Here is a 22,379-nt window from a genome sequence, read left to right on the forward strand (position 1 = left end):
CGATTATTTTTCTTTACAAATCAATTTTCAACCAAATTTGAATTTGCAATCTTCCAAAGTCATATTTTTATCGATAATCAGTATTTTTTCATTTTTAATAAATGTCCCTTTTTAGAGGGGGCTCAACTTTGAACTTTGAATTTAAAGAGAGTCGCCATCACCGGGCCGGAATCGACTGGCAAATCAGAGCTGACAAAGCAATTGGCCGGTTATTATCAGACGCTCTGGGTTCCTGAAGTTGCCAGGGAATACCTTGTCAATCTCGGCAGAGCTTATGTGTTTGAAGATATTTTAGCGATAGCAAAAGAACAGTTAGAACTGGAAAATACAATAGCTGAAAAAGCTGAAAAAATCTTGTTTTGCGATACTGACTTCCTGGTCACGAAGATTTGGAGCAGCTATAAATACGGCAAATGTGATCAATGGATCGAAGAAAAGGTAAAAAGTCATATCTATGATTTATATTTGCTTTGCGACATCGATTTACCGTGGGTGGAAGACCCGTTACGGGAGCATCCGGGAAAGCGGGAAGAATTATTCGGCTTGTACCTGAATGCATTGCAGCAACTAAATGTTGATTTTGCCATTATTTCAGGCAAGAGCGAACTGAGGTTAAAAAATGCAATTTTAGCGGTGGAAAAGACGTTTTGAAATTTGAAATTGGAAATTTGGAACCTGGAACTTTAAACCAAAACCTGAAAGTCCTCTATTTGCCGCGTTGGTATCCGAACCGGTATGATCCGATGCAGGGACTGTTCATTGAAAGGCATGCAAGGTCTGTCTCAGGTCATGTGGACGTTGCGGTGCTTTATGTTCACCAGGATGACAGGCTTGTGAAGGAAAGAATGGAATTTGAGCGGTTACGGGATGATGAGCTGTTGCAGTTGAAAATCTATTATAAACCTTACCGGTTTTCAGTTCCAGTTATTAAGCCATTGATAAATTTTTGCAGATATCTAAGGTATCATTACCGGGGATTAAAGATGATAAAGAAAGAGTTTGGCCGGCCTGATCTCATCCATGTCAATGTTTTAACCCGTCTGGGAATGGTGGCTTTATTTTACAAATGGATGAGCGGAACGCCCTATGTCATCACCGAGCACTGGACCCGCTACCTCCCGCAAATGGATAATTACAAAGGCGCATTTCGAAGAGTGATAACCAGGCTGGCAGTGAGAAAAGCTTCAGCCGTCATGCCGGTTACGGAAAACCTGAGGAAAGCGATGGAAAGCCATGGATTGAGAAACAGAAATTACCTGGTCATTCCCAATGTTGTTGATATGGAAATATTTGATATAAGGGAAGGTATTTCCGGGAGGGCGAAAAAGAGTTTCATCCATGTTTCCTGCTTTGAAGACAAGCAAAAGAATATTTCAGGTATACTCCGGGTTTTAAAACGACTTTCAGAGCAGCGGACAGATTGGGTCTGCCACATGGTAGGGGAAGGAATTCATCTGAATGATCTTGTTAACTTTGCCAAAGTGTTGAATATTGAGGGCAAGTTTGTAATATTTCATGGGTTAAAGGAAAATGAAGAATTGGCTAAACTGATGGCAGAGGCTGATTTCCAGGTTATGTTCAGCCGGTTTGAGAATCTGCCCGTAGTCATACTTGAAAGCTTTGCCTGCGGTGTCCCGGTATTGTCGACAGATGTCGGGGGCATCAGCGAACACATCAATAATGAGCTGGGTTTGCTTATCTACAGTGAAGACGAAGATAAATTACTCGAAAAGATTAGTCTTATGCTCGATAATCATGAGAAATACGATAAAATAAAGATCAGGGAATACGCTAAGAGTCATTTTAGTAAGGAAGTGATCGGAGCACGGCTATTTGACGTATATCTTTCAATAATTAAAAATTAAAAATTAACGAATAACCACTAACCACTAACTAATAACCGTCTTGTTCGGCAAGATCCTCAATACCTTCGGTGCCAGGGCGCTTTCAGCGGTGATCAACCTGCTGATCGCCATCATTTTATCGCAGTACCTTGGTCCGGCCGGAAAAGGAGTCCAGAGCCTGATCATCACTACAATTACCTTTGTGCTGGTCTTTGCAAACCTGGTGGGAGGAGGTACGCTGGTTTACCTCGTTCCCAGGCATGCACCTGCTTTGTTGATCCTTCCCTCCTATCTATGGACTATACTGATCGGCTTGGTTTCTTATTTCGTTTTGCGCTTTTTTCCGGTTGTCGACGAATCGTTCATCTTGCATATCTGTGTCCTGTCGGTTTTAAATTCGTTCGTGTCAATCCATACATCGATCCTAATAGGAAGAGAGAAGATCGGCACATCGAACCTGATCAGTTTATTTCAACCTTGCATCCTCATCCTCAGCTTGCTGATCTTTTTCACGCTCAAGGATGAGCCGGGGATCTTGGATTACATCTATTCTCTTTACTTTTCATTTGGCCTTTCGGTGCTGGTCAGTTTTGCATACTACAAAAAATATTGTGGAAGGATTAGTTTATACAGGCTCAAGGATTACCGGCAAATAGCTGTTGAGATGGTCCGCTATGGCATTCTGAACCAGGTTGCCCATATCACCCAAATGCTCAGTTTCAGGTTGAGCTATTATGTCCTGGATCATTATCATGGTGAGGCGGCTGTCGGTGTCTACTCCAACGGCATTTCGCTGGCTGAATCGATCTGGCTTATCGCTAAAAGTATTTCGATGGTCCAGTATTCAAGGATTGCCAATATTGATAACAGAGTTGAGGCTGCGAGACTCACGGTAAGGCTGATCAAATTCAGCATTGCTGCCAGCCTGATAATTCTCATCCCCCTGATGTTGCTGCCTTCTTCATTCTATGTATTTATTTTCGGGGAAGGATTTTCGGGTACACGTATGGTGATCTGGACTTTGGCTGTCGGTGTGCTGGTTTATAATTTTTCCATCCTGGCCGGCCATTATTTTTCCGGGACCGGCCGCTACCAGGTCAATGCCATGGCATCTTCGCTGGGGCTTGTTGCATCGGTTATTCTTTATTTCACCCTTATCCCGAAATTCAGCCTGTCCGGAGCAGGTTGGGCAACCTCATTATCTTACCTGATAACGACTATTATTCTGATGACCCTGTTCAACAGGGAAAATAAATACTGGTATAAAGATCTTATTCCTTCGCGGGGAGATGTCGCCCAAATTAAATCTGAACTTATTAATATCATGCAAAAAAAGAAGCGATCATAATTTCGCTGCCTGCACGTGCATCCAGTCGAAGTTCCTTTCCCTTCCAAGGCTTACCCATCCTTCATCTTCCCAAAATTGCCACCATTTATTATATACAGGTTGGGCGAAAGAGGCTTTATCGCGTCCCCAGTCAAGTTTATTCCTGCCCGGATCGAAATCCACCGCAATGCCCCAACTATGCATCGACCATTTTGTTCCGCCGCGTATCGGTCTTTCATTATAACAACCTCCCCATGAATCAAGGCGGAGCTCACGGATTTTATCAGGTCCGTAATAATTAAAGACATTTGTAAGCACTCTTTTCATGCTATCATGTACTTTCTGGTGGCAGGAGAAAGAGTTGACCGAAGTTTGCAAATCCCAGGAAAGCCGGTGCGTGTATGGAAGCTGAAGTTTAACCAGACTCGAGCCTTTTGGGCCATAGAAAGCATCAAAACCAGCCGTGTACTGGACAGGCCAATTGTTAGGGTTGACCGGCGAGCGTTCCTCAGGGCGCCAGGGATCAGGCAATTGACCGTTTTCTTTTAGATAAAGGTATTGGTTAAGGGCATATTCAGTCTGTGAACCCCAATAGCCATCAATATCTCCGGGGCTGATGCCATTTTCCTGGCAGAGAAGCTGAATAAAACCGTGAATTTTACGGGAGATATTCCAGCTTTTTTCTAATCCGGTGATTTTATTGAGTGCTGATTCAGTGCCGCTGCCGGCAACACCATCTACCTCACCTGAGTAAAGACCTCTCTTTTTGAGCTCTTCCTGGACAAATTCAATTCTTTTTTTCATAAATAATTAATTTAAAGGTGATTAATGATGGTTTTCATGACTTTGGGAAGAGCGGGACTTCATCTCGCGGGATGGAGTTCCTTTGTGAAAGCGAATATCGACCTGAAAAGACCCGGAGGGTTCAACAGGGGCATCCAAAGGTTTTCCCCCGGTTTGGCCTGGTAAATAAACAGCACATAAGGTATGTGCGATGTGGAAGATATGCTGGTGAAAGGATAAGGGGCATCCATGCAGGATGCCGGCTAAAACCTCATAACGGATAGTTTCAGGGTTACGGGCATAATCGTGCCAGACAACCACGGAATTCTCATGTACCAGATGACTGAAAACTTTTTGCGTATCGTTTTTAACCATTTCAAAGTGGTGGTCGCTATCGATGAAAATAAGATCAAATTTTTGGTTTAAAGATTGAAAATCAAAGGATAGGGTGTTACCATCCAGGTGCCTGATATTAGGAATGTTTTTAGAATAGTATTTATGGAGATCGATATAGTGTTGATTTAAACCCTTATTCTTCATTTCATCCTCAGAAAGATTCAGGGTAAAGCAAATCCCGGCAACTGAAGCAACATTAGCTACACTTTCGCCTCGCCAGGTACCGATCTCGAAATAGCTGCAATGAGGGATCCTGCGAGCCAGTTTTTTCAGTAATGCCAGATCGGTTGGCAGGGATCCGCCATCAAGGAAAGCAAACGGGTCAATCGTTTCTGAAAAATCCCCGAATAACTCTTCGGCCTTGATGACGGGTAGGCCGTATTGAAATCCATATTTTTTAATGACTTCATTTTTCCAATACTGGTCTTCTTCCAGGACCTTATTCAGCAGCCAGGGGTTCCGGATGAGGACACTGAGGGCTCGGAAGGCTTTTGAGATTTTGGACATGAGCAGAGATTTACTGAAATCAAAGGTACTAAAAAGGGATAAAATGGACTCAATCCCAAGGAATGGAGTCCTCTTATGCACTTTTTCAACATTAAATTATTCATAAGTTTCCTGACTTGCCCGAAAAATAAAGGATTCCTGATGTTACCTTTGCGAAAATTTTATGCTTGGTAACGGCAGAAAAATATACTGAAGACAGCATTAAATCGCTTGACTGGCGGGAACATATCCGGCTCAGGCCTGGTATGTATATCGGAAAGCTCGGTGACGGGGCAGCCCAGGATGATGGCATTTACGTCCTGATGAAAGAAATACTTGACAATTGCATCGATGAACATGTCATGGGATATGGAACCCGGATCGATGTTACGATCAGGGAAAAAATCGTTACCATCAGGGACTTCGGCCGTGGGATGCCCCTCGGTAAAGTGATTGACTGTGTATCCAAAATCAATACAGGGGCAAAATACGATTCCAAAGTTTTTAAAAAAGCTGTCGGACTGAATGGCGTGGGCTCAAAAGCAGTCAACGCCCTGTCGTCCTATTTCAAAGCCCAATCGATAAGGGAAGGGAAAACCAAAATCGTCGAATTCGATAGAGGAGAACTCATACAGGATCATAATATTGTCGACTGCGACCTTCCTCAAGGCACCGAAATCTCTTTTATCCCCGATGATAAAATTTTCGGGCATTTTTACTATATCACCGAGTATGTAGAGAAACTGCTCTGGAACTATGCTTTTCTTAACAATGGATTGATACTTACCCTAAACGGGGAAAGATTCCAGGCAAAGAATGGATTGCTCGATCTGCTAAACCTTTATCTCAATGGAAACGGCGGAGCAAATTACCCAATCATCCATATAAAAGATGATGACTTTGAATGCGCCTTCACCCATAGTTCGAAACAATATGGGGAAGAATATTATTCTTTCGTCAACGGCCAGTTCACACCCCAGGGCGGTACCCATCTCCAATCTTTCCGTGAAGGCATCGTTAAAACCATCAGAGAATTTTACAATAAGGATTACGATACCAACGATATCCGCGCTTCCATCATGGCTGCCATCAGCCTTAAAGTGCAGGAACCTATCTTTGAATCGCAGACCAAGACCAAGCTGGGTTCCATGCACATGGAACCTAACGGGCAGACTATACGTAATTATATGATGGATATTATCAAGAAAAATCTCGATAATTACCTGCATAAAAACCCGGATACCGCTGAAGCACTGCAACTTAAAATACTTCAATCGGAAAAGGAACGGAAAGATTTAGCTGACATTAAGAAACTTGCCAAAGAAAGCGTAAAAAAGGCGAGCCTTCATAATAAAAAGCTTCGTGACTGCAAAGTTCATTATAACACCAACCATGAAGACCGGCTGGAAAGCACCATTTTTATCACTGAAGGCGACAGCGCCAGCGGTTCTATTACCAAAGCGCGCCAGGTCAGCACGCAGGCCGTCTTCAGCCTGAAAGGCAAACCGCTTAATGTATATGGCCTGACGAAAAAGATCGTTTACCAGAATGAAGAGTTCAACCTTTTGCAATCGGCCCTGAATGTCGATGAAAGCATTGAAAACCTCCGTTACAACCTGGTTGTAATTGCCACTGATGCCGATGTGGATGGTATGCACATCCGCCTGTTGCTGATGACCTTCTTTCTGCAGTTTTATCCCGATCTTGTTAAAGCCGGACATCTTTACATCCTCACGACGCCCCTATTCAGGGTCAGGAATAAGAAAGAAACCATCTATTGTTATTCGGGGGAAGAAAAGCAACAGGCACTCAATAAATTAGGGCAAAATGCTGAAATCACGCGTTTCAAAGGGCTCGGGGAAATATCCCCCGGGGAATTCAGCTATTTCATCGGCACTAATATGCGGCTTGAACCCGTCCTTATGGAAAGAGAATCCTCTATTAAAACCCTCCTTGAATTCTACATGGGAAAGAACACCCCGGACCGGCAAAACTTTATCATTGACAACCTGAGACTGGAAGAAGATATAGTGCCCGAGGAAGCAGTAAATATGATACAGTTCTGAGTTCTGAGTTCTGCCAACTGCCAACTGTCAACTGACTTCAAATCTTCCTGAACGCTTTCCCCAACTCTTTAATGATATCCCCCGCAATCATTGACTCCACCCCTTGTTCTTTAGCTGCCAGATCGCCAGCCAGTCCATGTAAATAAACTCCGATCAGGCAGGCATCCCTGGGATGATATTTTTGTGCTAAAAGACCAAGGATCAGTCCTGTGAGCACATCGCCGCTTCCTCCGGTGGCCATTCCCGGGTTCCCGGTAGTATTGAACCAGCAAATCCCATCAGGACCACAAATACATGTTTGCGCGCCTTTCAGTACCATATAAACACCATATTTAATGCAGAATTCCCTTTGCAACTGGTTCCTGTGGAAGTCATCTTTAGCTTTCCCTGCCAGCCTTTCAAATTCTTTAGGGTGAGGTGTAAAGACACTATTCTTCGGGACAAAAGGTATCCAGGTTTTATTTTCTCCCAGAATAGTCAGCGCATCGGCATCAAATAACAAGGGAACTACCGAATTCTGGATCAGGAGCTTCAGGGCTTTTTTGGTTTTTTCATGGAAGCCAATCCCAGGGCCAATACCGATAGCCGTGAAAGGTGCCAGGTCAGGCAATTGGGAGAAGCAATCCTCATCCGGATCGATGGTTACCATCGCTTCGGGAACTAAGGTCTGAATTACCTGGTAACCTTTAGCCGGTGTATGCGCATGCACCAGTCCAACTCCCGACCGCAGGCAGGCTTTTGAAGCCAGTACCGAAGCTCCCATTTTGCCATAACTGCCTGCAATAAGCAAAGCATGGCCAAATTGCCCCTTATGGGCAAATTTTGTCCGTGGTTTAAGTAAAGAACCGGCCATCTTGCGGGTCAATAAGAAATTCTTAGCTTCAACCCGGTCAATAAACCCCTTCTGTAGGCCGATATCAAATAATTTCCAATTCCCCACAAAACTGTCGTTTTCCGAAAACATAAACGCCAATTTCGGAAGCTGGAAAGAAAGGGTAAAATCTGCCTGTATAACTGCACCGGCTTTGACATCCGTGTGCTCATCGCTGAATAGCCCGGAAGGCATATCAATGGCTACGACCAGCGCTTTGCTTTCGTTAATATGACGGATGACACGGGCCGGGAAATCCCTGACCGGTTTGCCCAATCCTGATCCGAAAATGGCATCAATCACTACATCATCAGGTAAAATCGGGGGCAGAACATCGCCGTCCCTCAGGTCCTTAAGGATCACATGCCCAACATTTTTCAAACGGTCATAATTGACCTGAAAATCATCTGAACATTTCTCCGCATACCTGATTATATAAATTTCGACATTAAAATTATTCAGGGCCATCAGCCGGGCGATGACCAGACCATCGCCGCCATTGTTTCCAAGCCCGCAAAATACCAGTAAACGGCGCTGGCTGTCCACCCTTTTTCTTAGCCATTGGTAACAGGTTGTGGCTGCTCTTTCCATTAAGTCAACTGAGGCAATGGGCTCATTGTCAATAGTATAGGTATCAGCTTCACGGATTTTTTCAATCGTCAGGATTTTCATGGCGCGGGCTTTATGCTTACAAATTTACGATTTCAATGCCCGATCTCAAAAGAAGATGAAAAGAAACTCAAACTGTCACGTTTGGCAGGACATCATCTTTACGTTAACTTTGGCGCTGATATGGGAAGAAGATCTTTCAGAAAGCAGCCCCTCCCCTTTTTAGAAAAGGTCGAGGTCATAGATGCAGGCGCAGAAGGCAAAGCGGTGGCGCGGGTAAATAACCGGGTAGTCTTTATCCCTTTTGGTGTGCCCGGGGATATTGTCGATGTCCAGGTGACGAAGAAGAAGAAATCATTTTTTGAAGCAAGGATCGTTCATTTCCACGAATACTCCCCTTTCCGCATAGAACCTGTCTGCGAACATTTCGGGCTTTGCGGCGGCTGCCGGTGGCAGAACATGAGCTATGATAAGCAATTGTTTTTCAAACAAAAACAGGTAAAAGACCATTTCGACCGGATCGGGAAATTTGATTATCCTGAAATCCGGCCGATCCTTGCTTCAGAAGATGTGTTTTTCTATCGTAACAAGCTGGATTACACCTTTTCCAGCCGGAAATGGTTCACCGGTCAAAAGCCGGAAACCGGGGAAAATACGGATTGCAACGGGATCGGTTTTCACCTTATCGGGATGTTTGACCGGATCATCGATATTGAAAAATGCCATTTGCAACCTGACCCTTCTAACGAGATAAGGCTGGCTGTCAGGGAGTATTCCTTATCTAAAGGGCTGAGTTTTTATAATGCCAAAACCTGGGAGGGTTTGCTCAGGAACCTGATCATCCGCAATACTTTATCAGGTCAGTTAATGGTGATCATCGTTTTCCGGGATGATGAAGAGGAGATCATTCGTGAACTTTTACAACATGTGAAAGAGACGATTCCAGCCATTACTTCCCTGATGTATGTCATTAATCCTAAGAAAAATGATGACATATCCGACCTGGAGATCAGGCTTTTCCATGGAAATCCATATATCCTGGAAGAATTGACTGCCTTTCATGCTGATGATCCCCAATTAAAATTCAAGATCGGGCCCGTATCGTTTTTCCAGACCAACGCGAAACAAGCTGCCCTGCTTTACCATGTCGCTGCAGAAATGGCCGGCTTCCAAGGCCATGAGACCGTTTACGATCTATATTCCGGTGCCGGTGCCATCGCGTGTTATGTGTCAAAATATGTGCGGAAAGTCGTTGGTTTGGAATCCATCCCGTCAGCAGTAGCTGATGCAGGTGAAAATGCAGTTTTGAATGGCATTACTAATGTCACTTTTCATGCCGGGGATATTGCAAAAATCCTGAACCAGGAATTCTTTGAAGCCAACGGCCTGCCTGACATCATCATTACCGATCCCCCGCGTAACGGCATGCATGGAAAGGTTATAGATCAAATCCTGGCAGCAATGCCTCAAAAAGTTGTTTATATCAGTTGCAACCCCGCCACACAGGCACGCGATATCCGGCTTATGTCAGACCTTTATGAAATCAAGGCTGTCCAGCCCGCTGACATGTTCCCGCACACGCAGCATGTAGAGAATGTGGTGCTTCTTGAGCGAGTGAAGAGTGAAGAGTGAAGAGTGAAGAGTGAAAAATGAACGGGGTAAAGCAAATATGAATTTTGGAACATTGGGACCCTGGAACATTGGAACCAGAAACTAGAAACAAAATACTTTCAGTCCAGGTTTTCCTTTTCCCTGCTCCAGTTCATTCTTCTTAAAATATCCCTTCTTCTGGCGATGAGGTCGGTCAGTTCAATGACCATATCGGCATTCAACTGCCTGGCCATAGGCAAGATGCCCAGGGTGGAAAAACTGTGCCGGAACTGGTTGCCGCCCACTATTCTGCTGACACTGATCAAAGCCGTAGCTTTCAATATATAAGGGGCAAGCACAAGGTTTTGCAGTGCATCTAAATCGCTCATAATAGTTGGGATGGTTTATTAGGAACAAAATTACGAAGAAGTTCATCCAGTTTAACTTCCTCCCCATCAACCTTTATAGCAGCTTTTGAATAAAATTCATGCCGGGTGTTCATATGATCCCGTATGAATGAAGGCAGTTGTTCGTGTGGAATATTCTTCAGCATCGGGCGGTTGTGTATTTTACCTGCCAGCCTTTTCATGATCGTATCAAACCCTGTATCAACATATACAGTTATGCCTTTTTGGTTCATTAGCGCCATATTATCAGCATAACAGGCTGTTCCTCCTCCCGTTGCGATCACAGTTTGCCGGTCATCCAGGTGATTGTACAGGATTTCCCGCTCCTTTTGCCTGAAAGCAGCCTCTCCGAATTTCTCAAAAAAACTTCCGATGGAATGACCGGTTGAAATTTCAAACATCTCATCCATATCATAGAAACGATAATTCAACCGCTCCGCCAGGTGTTTTCCCAGCGTCGTCTTGCCGGCACCCATGTAACCTATAATGAAGATTAACATCGTTTGGAAAAATAAGTCGCGAAAACTAATTCTGCAGCCTGACATTCGTCGTAATGCCGGATTTGACCTCGAATGATCTTTCGATGGTGAAAATGGAACGGTCGACATAACGCGAGCGAAAAACCGCGCGATACAAGCCCGGCATGAGCACCAGTGATTCCTGCGGCTGGCCCGTGTCCCTGAAAGTATAAACCCATTCCAGTTTCCCATTTTTCTCCAAATATAGACTGCCAAAACCCCGGACTGATTTCTGAATCACAGCGATGCCGGGAACAGGAATATCTATTGTTGTCGTATGGCTTTGGATTATTTTCACATCGTTGACGTAAAACCTTGGTAAACTGAGGATCTCGAGGTTATAAATACCGGTGATATATTTTTCAGGCTGATCAATATCCTGAACATTAACAGTTTCCATACTTCCCTCTCTTCTGATAATAGCCTTTAAAGCTTTCAGCGTAGTATTCTGGGAGTTCATCTTCAAATGCAGGAATCCCTGGGGAACATTCACCGGGATAATCGTATGTGTTCCCGGGTTTAGCCGGATGCTGTCAACCATGACAGGGGGAATGGTATGCACTACAATATCATAGGTGATCAAAGGGTCTATGTCGAGCGTATCAGGCAATCCAAAGCTATTTAATGTATGGATATAATTGTATCTTATCTTGCCGGTATAATTATCATAAAATGTCATATTAACATTAGTCTCTGTGGGCCGGTTATTGGCATCCAACAGGTTAACCTGGCTGGTCGTCGGATTAAGCGCCCTGGAAACTACAACATTCAGGGCGATGCTGAACTGATCTTCACTGGAAGCATCAAAATAAGTACCGACGCAATTGAAAGCCTTCTCGAAATTAGTTCCGATACCAACAATAAATGGCTTGAGTGCAATTCCGCTTTTTTGAAGGGTCTCTGAAGCCTTGCAGGGATCGCCACCACATTCCTCGATACCGTCAGTTATCAAAACGATAACGTTACGACAATTCACGCAGGGGGTGAAATCATTGACAGTTTGCTCAAGGGAATAAGCAATGGGAGAAGTTCCCTTGGGAACGATCGAGCTTAACCTGTTCTTTATCTTATCATAATTATCTTTCCCGAAAGGCACTTCCAGACGTGTATCATTACAAACCTGAGGGGGATAGACATACTGATGCCCGTATATTCTCAATGCCACTTCCAGGTGTTGCATGGTTCTCAGGCTATCAAGCACTTTTATCAGAATATTCCTGGCTATATTGATCTTTAAATCACTTTGCCACCTGCCATACATGCTTTGTGAAGCATCAAATACAAAAAGAATGCGGGTTAAAGGTTTTATATCCTGCACAGCAGGCGGATTTGGCTGTACCTGTGCAATTGCAGAACAGGCGCCAATCAGGATATAGATTGCTAAAAATAAGGACCGGATGGTGCTGGTCACAATTGGAGTTTTTTTCAAAAATAGATAATTACTCAATTAATCAGTAATAAATTGTTCATAAAATGAAATGGAGATACCCCACAGACGGAAACTGCATTATTAATTTTGAATTTTTAACTATCCGGCTTTTGCGGAACATAGAAACCTTGATGAATAAGAAATCTGGCATTATTCGGATTTTTCTTTTGTTGATCCTGTTGGTTCAACAATTCCCGGCCGGTGGGCAGATTAACACTATACAGCCTGGTAATCCGGGAGACAGATGGGTAGACTCGGTCATGATCTCCCTGACGATAGATGAAATGATCGGCCAGTTACTTGTGGTCCGGGCCAATATACCAGGGCAGGACTATTTTGACATTATAGACCAGTATATTAAGAATTACAACATTGGTGGGGTAACTTTTTTCGGTGGCCATCCTGCCTTGCAGGCCCGCCGGACCAATCACTGGCAAAGTCTCGCAAAAACACCGTTATTTATTTCTATTGATGGGGAATGGGGTCCGGCCATGAGGCTCGACAGCATCATGGCTTTTCCTTACCAGATGACCCTGGGAGCCATCAGTAATGACAGCCTGATCTATCAAATGGGGCTTGAAGTAGCCCGGCAATGCAAGCAAATCGGCGTGCAAATAAATTTCGCCCCGGTTGTGGATATTAACTCCAACCCTGACAACCCGGTCATTCACATGCGTTCGTTCGGAGAAAACAAGGAGGATGTGGCATGTAAAGGTTTGATGTATTGTAAAGGAATGCAGGATGGAGGATTGATTGTTACTGCAAAACACTTCCCTGGCCATGGTGATACCGGTTCAGATTCACATTATACCCTCCCTGTCATTCCTCACTCCAGGCAGAGACTGGACTCGGTCGAGTTTTATCCATACCGCCAATTGATCGGGGCAGGCCTGGATGGGATCATGATCGCACATCTTTATGTTCCATCGCTTGAAAAATCAGTAAATACTCCATCTACTTTATCAAAATCCATTGTTACTGATGTACTCAGAAATGATCTCGGTTTCAAGGGTTTGATCGTTACTGATGCCCTCGATATGAAGGGTGTTACACAGAATAACCAGCCCGGAGAAATAGCGGTAAAAGCTTTAGTTGCAGGAAATGACATCCTTTTACTTAGCGCTGATGTACCGGAAGCTGTCAGGCAAATTAGGGCAGCCATCGGGCTTGGCGTACTTTCCGAGGATCTGATCCGTGAGCGCTGCCGGCGCGTGCTCAGCTATAAGTACAAAGCCGGACTAAGTGCAGTTAAACCTGTCATTACCACAGGGTTATATGGCAGATTGAATACCCCCGCGGCGGAACTGTTAAACCGGAAATTATTTGAAGAAGCTGTCACGATTGTAAGGAATAATTATGATCTCATACCACTCTCTCACCTGGATACCCTGAGAATCGCTTCGGTTTCGACAGGATATGACAAAACCACCCCGTTCCAGGACCGGCTGGCCTGCTTTGCCCCGATCAGTGCCTTTTCCCTTAAAAAAGAACCTTCCGACACTGCTATAGCTATATTAAAGGAGGAATTAGAGCCATTCAACCTGGTTATCATTTCAGTGCAAAACACCAGCATCTGGGGAGGAAGCACGTATGGTATTTCCGGCCAGGTTTTAAAGTTCATCGGTGAAGTGAGTAAAAATAAAAAAGTTATCCTTGACTTATTTGCTTCACCCTATTCCCTCCGGCTTCTCGACAAATTTCCTCAGGCAGAGGCTATCGTCCTCTCCTACCAGGACCATCCAATCATGCAGGATATCTCAGCACAGGTTATTTTCGGAGGAATACCGGCTATTGGAAAACTGCCCGTTACTGCCGGCACATCATTCCCTTTCGGAACCAGTTTTAAAACTGAGGCAATAAGGTTAAAATATACAATTCCGGAAGAACTGGGCATAGACAGAAAATACCTATCACCGATCGATTCCATCATCAGGGAGAGCATATTAAAAGGAGTTTTCCCGGGTTGCCAGGTATGGGCTGCTAAAGACGGGAAGGTATTTTATATGGAATCTTATGGTTATCATACTTATGATAAAGATATACCGGTAAATAACTCTGACCTTTATGATCTGGCTTCATTGACCAAAATCGCTGCTTCAACCCTCTCCATCATGCGGATGACCGATGAAAAGAAGCTCGATATCGACCGGCAACTTCAGGATTATCTGCCTTATTTGAAGAATACTAACAAAGGCGGTATCATTCTTCGTCCTATGATGGCCCACCAGGCCAGATTTAAACCCTGGATCCCATTTTATAAATATACGATAAAGGGTGACAAATTAGACTCTGCCTTGTATCGAAATGAGATCTCAGAGGGTTTTCCGGTCAGGGTTGCCGAAAATCTTTATATCCTGAAGAATTATAGTGATGTCATATTCGACAGCATCATTTCCTCCCCTCTTCTAAAAACCAATGCCTATAAGTATAGCGACCTGGGGTTTTACTTCATACCAAAGATTTTAGAAAGCCTGGTTAATGAACCTTTCGAAGAATATGTAGCCGGCACGTTTTATAGCCCGCTGGGCTTATCGACAATGGGATTCCTGCCGCGCAAGCAGTTTCCGCTTAACCGTATTGCACCGACCGAAAACGATAAAATTTTCCGTGGCCAGCTAATCCATGGTGATGTGCATGACCCTGGAGCAGCCATGCTGGGCGGGGTCTCAGGGCATGCCGGGTTATTTTCCGATGCCAATGATTTGGGTATAATCGGACAAATGCTTCTCCAGGGAGGGATCTACGGCAGTGAAAGATACTTTCAGGCTGAAACCATCAAGGAATTTACCGAAAGGCAATTTCCGCTTAATGATAACAGGCGTGGAATAGGATTTGATAAACCCTTACCTGAATATTCAAATGAAGGACATGCCTGCAAAAGTGCGTCATCAGCCAGTTTCGGACATACTGGTTTTACGGGGACATACTTTTGGGTGGATCCTGAAAACGGACTGGTCTTTGTTTTCCTCTCAAACCGGGTATGCCCTGATGCGGACAATAATAAACTGTCGGGTATGAATATCCGGCCTAAAATCCACCAGCTCTTCTACGATGCAATAGAAAAAAGCACGACTTTTGCCCACTAATTAATAAATCCAACCTTATATGAAGTCAAAAATTATGCTTTTATGGATATTCTCCTTTATATTCACTGTCGGAATTGCTTATTATCAAAGAAAAACAGGCCCTACATATCCTGTTACCGGTAAAACGGAAATTGCCGGGCAGACGGTCAAATATGAACTGCTCAGGTCACACGGCGGGGATGATGATGCAGAGGTTGTCATCGGGAACGTGGATAAAAGTCTTGATGGAATGATCAAATACAAACGGCTCGGAACTGAGGATGAATGGGTTTCGATTGCAATGCAAAGAGATGGCAATAACCTCGTTGGTTATTTACCTCATCAGCCCCCGGCAGGCAAGCTTATGTATCATGTGGCGCTGACCAATGGGAGTGAGAGTGTCCTATTGAATGAAGAACCAACAGTAATAAGGTTCAAAAGTGACGTTCCGGTCTGGGTGCTGATTCCCCATATTATCTTCATGTTCATTGCCATGATGATGTCTACCCGCACGGGGCTGGAAGCGCTGGCAAGAGGCAAGTATTCATATCTTTATGCCTGGATTACGCTCGTGACTTTGTTTATTGGCGGGCTGATCCTGGGACCAATCGTGCAAAAATACGCTTTCGGTGATTATTGGACCGGGGTGCCTTACGGATACGACCTCACTGACAATAAAACCCTGATTGCTTTTATCTTCTGGGCCATTGCCGTATGGCGATTGTTCAGGAAACCCGAAAACCGCATCTGGCCGGTCGTTGCCATGGTAATTCTCCTGTTGGTCTACCTGATCCCGCACAGCATGTTCGGCTCACAACTGGATTATAGCAGCGGGACGGTGGTTACCGGGAAGTGAAACAGTGAAACGGTGAAACAGTGAAACGGTGTGACTTGAACTTGGAACTTTGAATCTCGCGGTAATCATCATAACGGTACTGATCTCAATCTATGCATTCTACAATGCTGAGATTTTTGACCGGCTGAAGTTCAATGCTTATGCAATCAGGCATCATGGACAGGGATGGCGTTTTTTCAGCTATGGGCTGATCCATGCCGACTGGATACACCTGTTTATCAATATGTTTGTCCTTTATTCTTTCGGTAAAGCCGTCATTGATGCCTATCACTATTATTTCGATATCAAAGGATACCTTTTCTACCTGTTACTATACGCAGGCGGGATAGGATTTTCGGTGCTGTTTGACTACGGGAAGCATAAGGAGGATCCGCACTATAACGCGGTCGGCGCTTCAGGGGCTGTGTCAGCCGTGCTTTTCGCCAGCATCCTGCTGTATCCGACCGGGTCAGTCTATCTTTTCCCCATTCCTTTCCCTCTGCCATCGGTCGTTTTCGGCGTCATTTACCTGGTTTATTCTGCCGTGATGGCACGCCGGGCAACCGACAACATCGGGCACAATGCCCATTTTTGGGGAGCAGTCTTCGGTATTGCTTTCACTATAGCACTGAAACCAATTCTGGCCATCAGTTTCTGGAAGCAGATAATGGGTTTATTTTAACGGCTTGATCGTTACATCGATCGCACCCACACCGAATTTGGCGAGAGAAGCCAGGTGGCTCTCCGCATGTTCGTATTCCTGCACTTTCCGCATGATGGCGCTTTTTAGAGAGCCGTTACCCACACCATGAATGAAAGTCACTTTCTTAAAACTTCTCTCTGCCGCGCTGTCTATGCACTTGGTGAAATAGTCCATCTGGATTTTTAATATTTCATGGGGGGTCAGGTCTTTGAAATCTTCCATGAGTTCACCGACATGAAGATCAACAACCGCTTCCCGCGGGCCGGTCTGATGCTTTTCGATCAGGGAGGCAGGTTTGATCTCCATCGCCTTCTGCCGGATCAAAGCTTCTTCATCCATCTTTGATTCTTCCATGCTGACGACTGTATTCAAAGCTGCCGTCTGGGCCAGGGAAACCAGCAACAGCCTTTCTTCCATGAACTGGGAAGCCTTATAATTATTTTCGTCATAGAATCGGCGCGGGGAAAGATCGAATTCCGAACTGACAGGCATGAAGATCTTCTCAGGTTCTTCATGGAAGAAGATCACCTGCACGATGCCTTTGGTCCATTTCAGCAATTCATCCCGGTCGATGGTATCGATAAGGATTTTATTCCCGGCAAAAAGCACATCGTAATCCTTTCCGAAGAGCCGTTTCTCGCCTTCCAGGAAAAAAGCATACAACGCATTCATGGCTGTATAATTGACCAGGTAGATCTCTACCATTCCCGTGACCATCCACTTCTGATCATGCGGGACAAAAGCCAGGTAAACTCCCGGTGTGTTTTTAGCACGGAAGGAATAATTGCCCAGCGCTGATTGGCGATCATCGGAGTTCGCAGTTCCCGGTTCCCAGTTCCCAGGCTGCTGTGCATTATTTGAATTGGGAACTGCCGGCTGCGAACTGCGAACTGCGAACTCCTCATCAAACATACTCTCCGCTTTCCCTTTCGGATCGACTTTTATCAATTCACTGGTCATGGTGGGAATTTCAAAACCATCCTCGATCATAACATGGACCATGGTTGGAGTTATGATCCTGCTGACAATGCCGCCGCCTTTGGTATTAAGGAATTTGACCTTATCGCCTATATTGAATTTCATGATGTCATTTTTTGTAAAGATAGGCAGAAAAGATGTAGCGATGTAGCGATGTAGCGAAGTAACGAAGTAACGAAGTAACGAAGTCAATATCGAATATCACTAGGTCGTTACTTAGTTACTTCGCTACATCATTTTGGCATTATTTTTGACGCAGAATCGAAAACCAAACGATGAAGAATCTAGTTCCGATTATCATAATAGCGATTTTCTTTACCATGCTGAATTCCTGCAAGGAGAAAGACAACGATCCGGGAAATATCAGGCTAACTTTTGAGGAAAAAGTAGATGGGGAATTGCTGCAGACCGATACTTTAAAATATGTGAATGAAGCCGGCAATCCTTACATGATCAATGAAGTCCAGTACTTTATCTCAAAGTTTACCCTTTATTTCAATGACGGGGAATTTTATACTGTCAAGGACAATATGGGGATGCATTATATCGACAGTGATATTCCTGGTACTAAATCATGGGATATTCCTGAAGATATCCCTTCAGGCCGCGTCGATTCAATTGTTTTCGTCTTTGGTTTGGATGAAGCCGATAACCAGTCGAATATTTTCCCCAATCCCCCCGAGTCAAACATGTTCTGGCCCGAGGAGCTAGGCGGCGGTTATCACTATATGAAGCTTAACGGAAAATACCAGGACACCACTGGTCTGCTGGCACCATTTAATTTTCACCTGGGTATCGGGCAAACCTATGATACCACGGGGCAGGTCACGGGATTTGTGCAAAACTACTTTAAAGTCAGTTTTCCCCTCATCATGATGTCTTCACTTTTGGTAGACGTAAAACCGGGTCAAACCACTGAGTTGATCCTGACCATGAATATCGATAGCTGGTTCGCAACTCCTCACACCTGGGACTTCAATTACTGGGGGGGAATGATGATGCAGAACCAGGCTGCCCTACAAGCGGCCTGCGAAAATGGCCGGGATGCATTCTCAATCGGGGCTATGTATGAATTGTAATCCCTTATATACAATTACCTTCATCATGATCCTGTTGTCAGTTGTAAGCTGCAATGACCAGGATAACATCATCCTTACCCCTGTTAACAAAACAACTCCATATGTGATTGACATCCCATTCGGGTTTCCAACCAAACTCAATATTCCTTCAGATAATCCAATGACCGTTGAAGGAATTAAGTTAGGACGATATTTGTTTTATGACGGGAGAATATCCGGACATAGCGAACCGGAAAAACAGATGAGCTGCTCCACCTGCCACCTGCAGGAAAACGCTTTTGAATGCGGCATTGATAATCCGCAATTCGCAGGGGGCAAAACTCATGGAGTGACCGGTATCCCTACACCGCATTATATGATTCCCCTCTTCAACCAGGTCTGGAACTATTCCGGCTACCTTTGGAACGGTTCTGTAAGCGCGGATAATCCTGATCCGATGCGCCGGAACATCGAGTCGATGACTTACCTCGCCATTATTGCGCCGCACGAAATGAACAGTGATACACTCAGCACAGTCAATACCATCCGGAATATTGAAGGGTACCCGGAATTATTTAAAAAAGCTTTTGGAACAAGTGAAGTTACGATCGACCGGATGGGAAAAGCTATTGCCCAGTTTGTGCGCACTTTTATTTCGGCAAATTCAAGGTTCGACCAGTATTTAAGGGGAGAAACGCAATTAACACCCTCCGAATTAAATGGCTATGTATTATTTGTTACGGAAGAAGGGGCCGATTGCTTTCATTGCCACGGCGGCGGCGGTAACCCGTTGTTTACGACAAACCTGTTTTACAATAACGCTAAAGATTCCGTCTTCGACGATCCGCGTGACCGGTTTTCCGTAACCGGCGATCCCATGAATAAAGGGGCATATAAGGCTCCATCGCTCCGAAACATCGAACTGACAGCACCTTATATGCACGACGGAAGATTCAAGACACTCGATGAAGTGATTGATTTCTATTCCGGCGGGCTGGTCTACTCACCCTATGTGGATCCCTTGATGCACTACATCATTTCCGGCGGCACCCGGCTGACCCCATCGGAAAAAGCCGATCTGAAGGCTTTTCTGCTTTCCCTTACTGATCATGAATTTGTGACGAATCCAGCGCTTTCGGGGCCGGAAGTAATGCCTCAATAAATCGGCGTCACTCCAAGATTCTTCATCGTAAACGCCCAAAGGTCAGTGTATTCCTTGATGATCATCGAAGTTGGCATTCCTCCGCCATGGCCGGCTTTGGTCTCGATGCGGATCATTACAGGGTTCTTGCCGTGGTAATTTTCCTGCAATGTGGCGATGTATTTGAAAGAATGCGCGGGAACCACGCGGTCGTCATGGTCGGCGGTGGTTACCAGAACTGCAGGATATTCCACATCGTTCCGTATGGAATGCAATGGTGAATATTTGTAGAGGTAATCGAACATTTCCTTGTTGTCTTCGCTTGTGCCGTAATCGATTGCCCAATATTTGCCGATGGTGAACTTATGGTAACGGAGCATGTCCATCACGCCGACTACCGGCAGTGCAACGCCAAACAGGTCAGGGCGCTGGTTGATCACCGCACCGACAAGAAGTCCGCCGTTGGAGCCGCCCATGATAGCCAGCTTTTTTGGTGATGTGTATTTATTAGCGACCAGGTATTCTGCAGCAGCGATGAAATCATCGAAAACATTCTGCTTGTTCATCTTGGTCCCAGCCTGGTGCCAGTCTTCTCCGTATTCGCCGCCACCTCTCAGGTTGGCAATGGCTACTACGAATCCGTTCTCGAGAAGAATTAGCCTGCTCATGCTGAACGTAGGTGTAATACTGATATTAAAGCCGCCATAACCATACAGCAAAGCCGGGTTCTGGCCATCCAGTTTGATGCCTTTCTTGTGCACAATGAACATCGGGACTTTTGTGCCATCTTTGGACGCGTAAAAAACCTGTTTGACTTCATAAAGACCCGAATCAAAATCGATGGCCGATCGGTTGTATTCTTCTGAAACATTGCTTTTTATGTCATACTTATAAATCGTAGCAGGAGTCGTAAAAGAAGTGACAGTATAGAAAGTGATCGTGTCGGCTAATTTGCCACTAAACCCGCCTATGGATCCAAGTATTGGCATATCCAGGTCGTACAGGTAATTGCCTGCAAGATCATGGATCTGGATAACATCGTGAGCATCTTTCATATAGCTGGCGATGATCTTGTTGCCGACCATCGAAATGCTTGTGAGTACTTCTGCCTTTTCCGGGATTATAACCTTCCAGTTTTCTTTGGCCGGATTTTTCAGGTCGATGGCAATAAGCCGGTATTTAGGCGCACCCTCATCGGTCATCACATATAAAGTACCGTTGATATGCTGAACGGGAATAAAGTTGTAATCAAAATTACCCACCAATTGAATGAACTCCTTACCAGTTTCAGTGGCTTTGCGGAAAGCCAGGCGATTACCATTGGTCGACTCATTGGTCGCTAACAGCAATATTTCCTTGTCTTCAGTCACAAAAGCAGAAAAGCCCCAGTTCGGGTTGGCCGGATCTTCATAGATCAGGGCATCGTTCTCCTGCTTATCCCCTATTTTATGATAATATACTTTGTTATTCGTGTTCATTCCTGACAGCTCATCGCCTTTGGCCGGCTCCGGGTAGCGGCTGTAAAAAAAACCATCACCATACCATGAAATACCGGAAAACTTGATCCACAACAGGTGGTCTTCCAGTTTCTGCAGATCGCCCGCATTCATCACAAAAAACTCATTCCAGTCGGAACCGCCGCGGGAAACCCCATATCCAATATATTTCCCATCCTCCGAAGGATTAAAATTGGTCAGCGATACGGTACCATCTTCCGAAAAAGTATTCGGATCTAATACCATTCTCTCTTCCCCGTCCAGGGTTTCTTTGGAAAACTGGACAAATTGGTTTTGCAAGCCGTTATTTCTCGAATAATAATACCTTCCACCCTCTTTATAAGGTGCGGAAACTTTGGGATAATCCCATATTTTGGTCAACCGGTCCTGTATTTTCTGACGGTAAGGGATTTGTTCCAGGAAACCAAAAGTAACTATGTTCTGGGCTTTCACCCATTCTGCTGTTTGAGCCGTAGTGTCATCCTCTAACCAGCGGTAAGGATCAGCCACTTTGGTTCCGAAATAATCATCAACCTGGTCATCCTTCGCAGTGACCGGATAAGTGAATTTTTGCTGTTGACAGGAAATCATAAAGATCGTCGTTAAGCTAAATGCTGTAATCAAAATTTTGTTCATGTTTAAAAAATTTTCACTATTGTCCGACTAAAGTCTGATTTTTATGGTTTTGTTGCATAACTATCAGGAAATCAGATATAATATTTTCATTTTTTACTTTTTCAAAAATTGACCTACCCTCATAGAAAGGTAAATTTTAGT

18 protein-coding genes are annotated in these 22,379 nt (G+C 44.6%); 10 read left to right on the top strand and 8 right to left on the bottom strand.

Features of this window, described 5'->3' with window-relative positions; translation table 11 throughout:
* Positions 1-135 precede the first annotated feature (135 nt).
* From M0Q51_15655 to M0Q51_15665, 3 genes are read left to right on the top strand one after another with little or no spacing between them, the layout of a single operon-like run.
* On the top strand, positions 136-651 hold the full coding sequence (locus M0Q51_15655) for an ATP-binding protein (protein MCK9401413.1): 516 nt from the start codon (positions 136-138) through the stop codon (positions 649-651).
* A gap of 17 nt (positions 652-668) precedes the next feature.
* A complete protein-coding gene (locus M0Q51_15660) occupies positions 669-1,865 on the top strand; it encodes a glycosyltransferase (GenBank protein MCK9401414.1) in 1,197 nt (398 codons plus the stop codon).
* A gap of 40 nt (positions 1,866-1,905) precedes the next feature.
* A complete protein-coding gene (locus tag M0Q51_15665; protein ID MCK9401415.1) occupies positions 1,906-3,192 on the top strand; it encodes a polysaccharide biosynthesis C-terminal domain-containing protein in 1,287 nt (428 codons plus the stop codon).
* Here M0Q51_15665 and M0Q51_15670 read toward each other — a convergent pair.
* Together M0Q51_15670 and M0Q51_15675 are read right to left on the bottom strand one after the other, a co-directional pair.
* Entirely contained in the window at positions 3,187-3,975 is a 789-nt protein-coding gene (locus M0Q51_15670; GenBank protein ID MCK9401416.1) for a M15 family metallopeptidase, read from the bottom strand. The two genes, M0Q51_15665 and M0Q51_15670, sit on opposite strands and share 6 nt — an antisense overlap.
* A 21-nt stretch (positions 3,976-3,996) precedes the next feature.
* Positions 3,997-4,857, bottom strand: a complete 861-nt coding sequence (locus M0Q51_15675; protein MCK9401417.1) for a class I SAM-dependent methyltransferase — start codon at positions 4,855-4,857, stop codon at positions 3,997-3,999.
* Positions 4,858-5,024: 167 nt separating this feature from the next.
* Between M0Q51_15675 and M0Q51_15680 the strand changes: the two genes are divergently transcribed.
* On the top strand, positions 5,025-6,902 hold the full coding sequence (locus M0Q51_15680; GenBank protein MCK9401418.1) for a type IIA DNA topoisomerase subunit B: 1,878 nt from the start codon (positions 5,025-5,027) through the stop codon (positions 6,900-6,902).
* 37 nt (positions 6,903-6,939) lie between these two features.
* Here M0Q51_15680 and M0Q51_15685 read toward each other — a convergent pair whose 3' ends face one another.
* On the bottom strand, positions 6,940-8,445 hold the full coding sequence (locus M0Q51_15685) for an NAD(P)H-hydrate dehydratase (GenBank protein MCK9401419.1): 1,506 nt from the start codon (positions 8,443-8,445) through the stop codon (positions 6,940-6,942).
* Positions 8,446-8,565: 120 nt separating this feature from the next.
* Between M0Q51_15685 and rlmD the strand changes: the two genes are divergently transcribed.
* Positions 8,566-10,014 carry a 23S rRNA (uracil(1939)-C(5))-methyltransferase RlmD gene (gene rlmD, locus M0Q51_15690; protein ID MCK9401420.1) on the top strand — a complete coding sequence of 483 codons (1,449 nt, stop codon included), beginning with the start codon at positions 8,566-8,568 and terminating at the stop codon, positions 10,012-10,014.
* Positions 10,015-10,112: 98 nt separating this feature from the next.
* Here the strand turns inward: rlmD and M0Q51_15695 are convergent, their stop codons facing one another.
* The 3 genes from M0Q51_15695 to M0Q51_15705 are packed head-to-tail and all read right to left on the bottom strand — an operon-like array spanning position 10,113 to position 12,326.
* Positions 10,113-10,361, bottom strand: a complete 249-nt coding sequence (locus M0Q51_15695; protein MCK9401421.1) for a hypothetical protein — start codon at positions 10,359-10,361, stop codon at positions 10,113-10,115.
* Positions 10,358-10,879, bottom strand: coding sequence for a shikimate kinase (locus M0Q51_15700; protein ID MCK9401422.1), 522 nt, complete (start codon positions 10,877-10,879; stop codon positions 10,358-10,360). Before M0Q51_15700 ends, M0Q51_15695 begins: the two co-directional genes overlap by 4 nt.
* Positions 10,880-10,904: 25 nt before the next feature.
* Complete coding sequence (locus tag M0Q51_15705) at positions 10,905-12,326, bottom strand: VWA domain-containing protein (protein MCK9401423.1); 1,422 nt, start codon at positions 12,324-12,326, stop codon at positions 10,905-10,907.
* Positions 12,327-12,457: 131 nt separating this feature from the next.
* On the opposite strand from M0Q51_15705, the gene M0Q51_15710 reads away from it, so the two are divergent.
* Genes M0Q51_15710 through M0Q51_15720 form a run of 3 tightly spaced genes read left to right on the top strand, consistent with a single transcriptional unit; the run spans position 12,458 to position 16,908 of the window.
* On the top strand, positions 12,458-15,412 hold the full coding sequence (locus tag M0Q51_15710; GenBank protein ID MCK9401424.1) for a serine hydrolase: 2,955 nt from the start codon (positions 12,458-12,460) through the stop codon (positions 15,410-15,412).
* A gap of 19 nt (positions 15,413-15,431) precedes the next feature.
* Positions 15,432-16,247 (top strand): hypothetical protein, encoded by an 816-nt coding sequence (locus M0Q51_15715; protein MCK9401425.1) that lies wholly within the window; start codon positions 15,432-15,434, stop codon positions 16,245-16,247.
* A 49-nt stretch (positions 16,248-16,296) separates the two neighbouring features.
* Positions 16,297-16,908: a rhomboid family intramembrane serine protease gene (locus M0Q51_15720; protein MCK9401426.1), complete on the top strand. Its 612-nt coding sequence runs from the start codon at positions 16,297-16,299 to the stop codon at positions 16,906-16,908.
* Here M0Q51_15720 and M0Q51_15725 read toward each other — a convergent pair.
* The gene (locus M0Q51_15725; GenBank protein MCK9401427.1) at positions 16,900-18,012 is read right to left on the bottom strand and encodes a DUF2027 domain-containing protein; all 1,113 of its coding nucleotides are present in this window, start codon (positions 18,010-18,012) and stop codon (positions 16,900-16,902) included. The genes M0Q51_15720 and M0Q51_15725 overlap by 9 nt on opposite strands.
* A 170-nt stretch (positions 18,013-18,182) precedes the next feature.
* Here M0Q51_15725 and M0Q51_15730 point away from each other — a divergent pair, with 170 nt between their 5' ends.
* Complete coding sequence (locus M0Q51_15730; protein ID MCK9401428.1) at positions 18,183-18,986, top strand: hypothetical protein; 804 nt, start codon at positions 18,183-18,185, stop codon at positions 18,984-18,986.
* Positions 18,976-20,127 carry a hypothetical protein gene (locus tag M0Q51_15735; GenBank protein ID MCK9401429.1) on the top strand — a complete coding sequence of 384 codons (1,152 nt, stop codon included), beginning with the start codon at positions 18,976-18,978 and terminating at the stop codon, positions 20,125-20,127. The genes M0Q51_15730 and M0Q51_15735 overlap by 11 nt, the downstream gene beginning before the upstream one ends.
* Here the strand turns inward: M0Q51_15735 and M0Q51_15740 are convergent.
* Complete coding sequence (locus tag M0Q51_15740; protein MCK9401430.1) at positions 20,121-22,238, bottom strand: prolyl oligopeptidase family serine peptidase; 2,118 nt, start codon at positions 22,236-22,238, stop codon at positions 20,121-20,123. The two genes, M0Q51_15735 and M0Q51_15740, sit on opposite strands and share 7 nt — an antisense overlap.
* Positions 22,239-22,379 lie beyond the last annotated feature (141 nt).

Source organism: Bacteroidales bacterium, assembly GCA_023229505.1.
Classification (GTDB): domain Bacteria; phylum Bacteroidota; class Bacteroidia; order Bacteroidales; family JAGOPY01; genus JAGOPY01.